The following is a 4180-nucleotide window of genomic DNA, read 5'->3' as shown; positions in this document are numbered from 1 at the left end:
TATTGCAAATCCATTGGCAGCAATCCTTTCCATTGCCATGATGTTGCGATATAGCTTTGAGAACCCCGATGCGGCAAATCGCGTTGAGCAAGCAGTTAGGCGCGTATTGGCAAGAGGGTATCGCACGGCTGATATCTTCGAATCTGACTCGAAAAAAGTAACATGTACAGGTATGGGAGATCGCGTACTGGAAGAACTTTAGGAGAGCCAAGGAGCCACTTCGATATGAGCCTCGACTTCGGCTTCTGGCTGCGATCAATTTATTAATTATTTTTAATAGCGGATTGAGAGACACTTTGATGCGAATGCCCGGCTACTTTGTGATGCGCAGACCTGGCGATGTTCCATCCAAGGCTTTCGCAGGTTGGTTTTTTTAACTGAGATATGTATTTCATAAGATGAATGGATTGCCAACGCATCATGCGCTTTATGGGTTCTGATGCGAATTTGAAATATAAGCGAGAAAGCGGGCTACGAATGGGCGATTACGCAAAAAAAATCTTGCAAATAGAAAACAAGCTGATATTGGCGCTGGTGACCAAAGTAAGAAGAAGGGATTAGCCCCATCCCAGTTTATCGACAATCGACCACAAAACATTCTTCAGGGAAGGATGGCTACGCTTGCAAACTTGAGCCCGCGAACTCAACAAGTTGCTCAGTTGGCGACAAAGATTACTCACGTCACAGAAGCATTTCAAGCTGGTAGCGAGCAACTTGATTTGGCCAAGTCTATGGACGCGGTTCTTGATCCAAATGACCCGGTGCAAGGATCTGCCGTTGGTTCTGAAGATGATGAGAGCAAGCTAAGTGTGGCACTAAAGGATAAATTTCCCACAAGCTTACATAGGGCTCATCTTCTACACCACGACTTAGGTGGATTTGGTGTAAATGCTAATTTGTATCCTATGACAGCGTTAGCAAATCGTGCGCATGAGAGGGAGGTTGAATCGTTGGTGCTCGGTGCATTGCATAAGGAAAATAATATACGTGGTGTTCATTACACAGTTACGGTAAATCCAACTGGCGAGCGCAGTGTTGAGGGTTTGAAAAGCAAAACATCATTTGATTGCAAGGCGCATTACCATGACATTAACAGCGGAAAAGATTTGAATCAAATAGTCGAAACGTCGATTGAATCGAAGCCATTATTACTTAAAGATAACCCAAAGCCGCCAACACGCGATAACGGACAGGAAAAGACGCAGAGTGAGCTTTCATCTACCGAATTAGCTGAATGGGGATATGGGGAATTTAAATCTTATACTATTCCAAATAAATGGCGACATTATGGACGATCTATCTTGAAGGATAGTCAATTTCAAAATAGTAGGAAGTGGTGTGGCAATGTTTCTGATACCGAGCGAAAAGGCAGTGGCCGAGACGCTTTAGATTTTAATAGCCAGCGGCGAGAACTTGGTGAGGAAACTGATAATTCTGGTGGAGGAAACAATACACTTGATGATTACATCAAATCAGAGAAGATAGCGATTAAAAAACTTGGATCAAAAATAGGTCAAAATCATGAGGGAAATTTTGATCAAAGCGCTCTATCGACGAGATCTAGTGGATTGGGAGGTGGTGCTCCTACCAACCATCTATCGACCGTGAAAAATAAAAAAAGAACGGGTGCTACCGCTTCATCATCGAATAGTTCATCAAAATCTGTCAAGGGTCGTGGGATCCATTCGCAGTTCAAACCGCCTGGACGCGTTAAGGTGAAGGAAGTTGATCAAGAAAAAATAAAGGAACAAAAAATACAAGAGAAGGAACAAAAGAGCGATGATAGTTCGGAGGAGAATTTAGAGCCGTCAAAGAAAAAAAGTAAACAGGTTCATCAAGCCGGATCCTCTGAAGAAGAAAATATACAAGACGAATTAGAACGGCTTATTGTTTCTATTATTTCAGAAAAAGGCCATGGTTGGTCGGGGCCGATAGTATTGTCAGATGAAAATGCAGAATTGACGCTTGATATGGCTGGGATTCCCAAAAGATATAAGAATATTTTGATTGAAAAGGTATATGAACTAAGTAACACAAAATGAGGAAGAAATAAAATTCGGCATGAGCGAACTCATCAAGATCGCCGCCCGTCGATATTGGCGGCGATGGCGATCAGGCGGTGAGTAGGCAGAAGAAAATGCATTAATCCCTAACCGTACAAATAAAGTTTGAGTAGATCTCCTGGATGATACGGTGTTGACCTTCCGTTGGACGCATTTTATCTCTTACTTCCGGAGCGCTATCCAGAGCCGCATACCAGGAATCTAGAAGCCTAAGGCGAGCAAAAGCGCCAGAATTACGCAGGCTAATGGCTCCCCTTAGCATTTTTACGGTACATGTCATTTTCTGATTTCATTTGCAATTCTGGTAGCGTCCTGCCCCGGCGGTCGACCAAACTCACGGGAATATTCCCTGCTGAATTGTGTTGCGCTTTGATAGCCCACCTCATGCGCTGCGGCCATGACGCTGTAGCCTGCGGCAACGAGCAAGGTCCGTGCTTGGAGTAATCGAATCTGCTTTTGATACTGCAACGGGCTTAACGCGGTCACCGCCTTGAAATGCCGATGGAACGCCGATACGCTCATCGCGGCACTGTTGGCGAGCTGCTCAACGCGCAGCGGCTCTGCATACTCACGGCGAATCTGCTGGATGGCGAGGTTGACCCTGGCCAGTGACGCGTCGGGCAAGGCGATATCGCGCAACATCCACCCCATGGGCCCCTGCAACACCCGATAGAGAATTTCGCGCTCATACGCCGGTGCCAACGCAGCAATATCGCCCGGATGTGCCATGAGACGCAGCATCCGGACCCAGGCATCGAGCAGCTCCGGTGTCACCGCAGCCACCGAGAACCCGGCCGCCTTATTCAAGCGCTCGGCAGTATTGGGCAGGTCACCCAGCAAATTCGAGATAATCGTGACATCTAGGGTCAAACTCACCGCCAGATAGGGTTCTCCTGTCTCAGCGGGATGTACGACGCCCGCCGCTGGCAGGTCTACAGACATGACGAAATAGGTCGCAGGATCATAATGCAAGCTGCGTCCTCCGACCGTCATGGTCTTGCCACCACGGAGAATCACGTTGATCATAGGATCGTAGACAGCGGCCAACTGATGCTCGGGGATGATGCCCTGCACCATGGCCACGCGCGGTATGCCTGTGTCGGTACGGCGGTTTTGCGCGTGGGCAGTGAGGGTGCGAAGCTCGGTCAACTGATTTTCCATGCTGGAATTAAACCTCAGCTTGAACTCCATTGGCAATCTAAAAGCAGAAATAGGCAGGATTGAGGCATGAACTGGCAGGCTCAATTCGATGCACTTCGCTATCGTAGAGGTTCTTATTGACTACGTACCGGAGCTTTACATGAATATCGTCCTCATCACTGGCGGCAGCCGCGGAATCGGTGCTAGCACCGCCCTGGAGTGCGCACGCCGCGGCCAGGGAGTTATCCTGACTTATCACAGCCAGCAGGCCAAGGCTGAGGAGGTCGTTCGCCAAATCGTTGCAGGTGGTGGCAAGGCTGCGGCCCTCCAGCTCGACGTCGGTGATTCGCGCAGCTTTGACAGTTTTCGCGGCGCTGTTGAACTCACCTTGTCCAGAGTCTGGGATACCACACAGCTTGCCGGGCTGGTGAACAATGCCGGCTACGGCTTGTTCAATCCAATCGAGACTGTCACCGAAGCACAGTTTGACGGCCTGATGAACGTTCACTTGAAGGGACCGTTTTTTCTTACGCAGGCATTGTTGCCGTTGATGAAGCAGGGCGCCAGCATTGTCAACCTGACCAGCGCGACCTCGCGTGTCGCCACTGCTGGCGTGGCGCCTTACGCGGCCTTTAAGGGAGGGCTGGAAATTCTGAGCAAATACATGGCCAAGGAATTCGGCGAGCGACGCATTCGCGTCAACGCAGTCGCTCCCGGTGCTATCCGAACTGAGCTCGGTGGCGGTTTGAATGAAGAATTTGAAGCCCTGCTGGCATCCCAGACTGCGCTGGGAAGGATTGGTGAGCCAGAGGATGTTGCCCGCGTCATCGCGACATTGTTAACGCAGGACGGCGGCTGGATCAATGCACAATCCATTGAGGTCGCCGGCGGTTATATTATTTGATTCGGAAAAGGAGAACGCCATGCTGGATCAGGTATTACAGCCTGGAGTTCGTCCACAAAAGCTGGCAACAAGG

General features: G+C 49.2%; 4 protein-coding genes. 3 read left to right on the top strand and 1 reads right to left on the bottom strand.

Going from position 1 to position 4180, the window contains the following annotated elements; all coding sequences use genetic code 11:
• Window positions 1-202: isocitrate/isopropylmalate family dehydrogenase (locus M0974_RS03755; RefSeq protein ID WP_367278952.1), on the top strand; the 202-nt coding region annotated here is incomplete at its 5' end.
• Window positions 203-611: 409 nt separating this feature from the next.
• On the top strand, window positions 612-2042 hold the full coding sequence (locus tag M0974_RS03750) for a hypothetical protein (RefSeq protein ID WP_297833002.1): 1431 nt from the start codon (window positions 612-614) through the stop codon (window positions 2040-2042).
• 297 nt (window positions 2043-2339) lie between these two features.
• On the opposite strand, the gene M0974_RS03745 is transcribed toward M0974_RS03750, so the two are convergent.
• On the bottom strand, window positions 2340-3224 hold the full coding sequence (locus M0974_RS03745) for an AraC family transcriptional regulator (protein WP_297833004.1): 885 nt from the start codon (window positions 3222-3224) through the stop codon (window positions 2340-2342).
• Between the two features lie 139 nt (window positions 3225-3363).
• Here M0974_RS03745 and M0974_RS03740 point away from each other — a divergent pair, with 139 nt between their 5' ends.
• The gene (locus M0974_RS03740) at window positions 3364-4107 is read left to right on the top strand and encodes an SDR family oxidoreductase (RefSeq protein ID WP_297833000.1); all 744 of its coding nucleotides are present in this window, start codon (window positions 3364-3366) and stop codon (window positions 4105-4107) included.
• Window positions 4108-4180: the final 73 nt, after the last annotated feature.

This window comes from Pseudomonas sp. (assembly GCF_026224925.1).
GTDB lineage: Bacteria > Pseudomonadota > Gammaproteobacteria > Pseudomonadales > Pseudomonadaceae > Aquipseudomonas.
The sequence above is the reverse complement of the archived record's forward strand: the minus strand, read 5'-3'. Positions and strand labels throughout refer to the sequence as shown.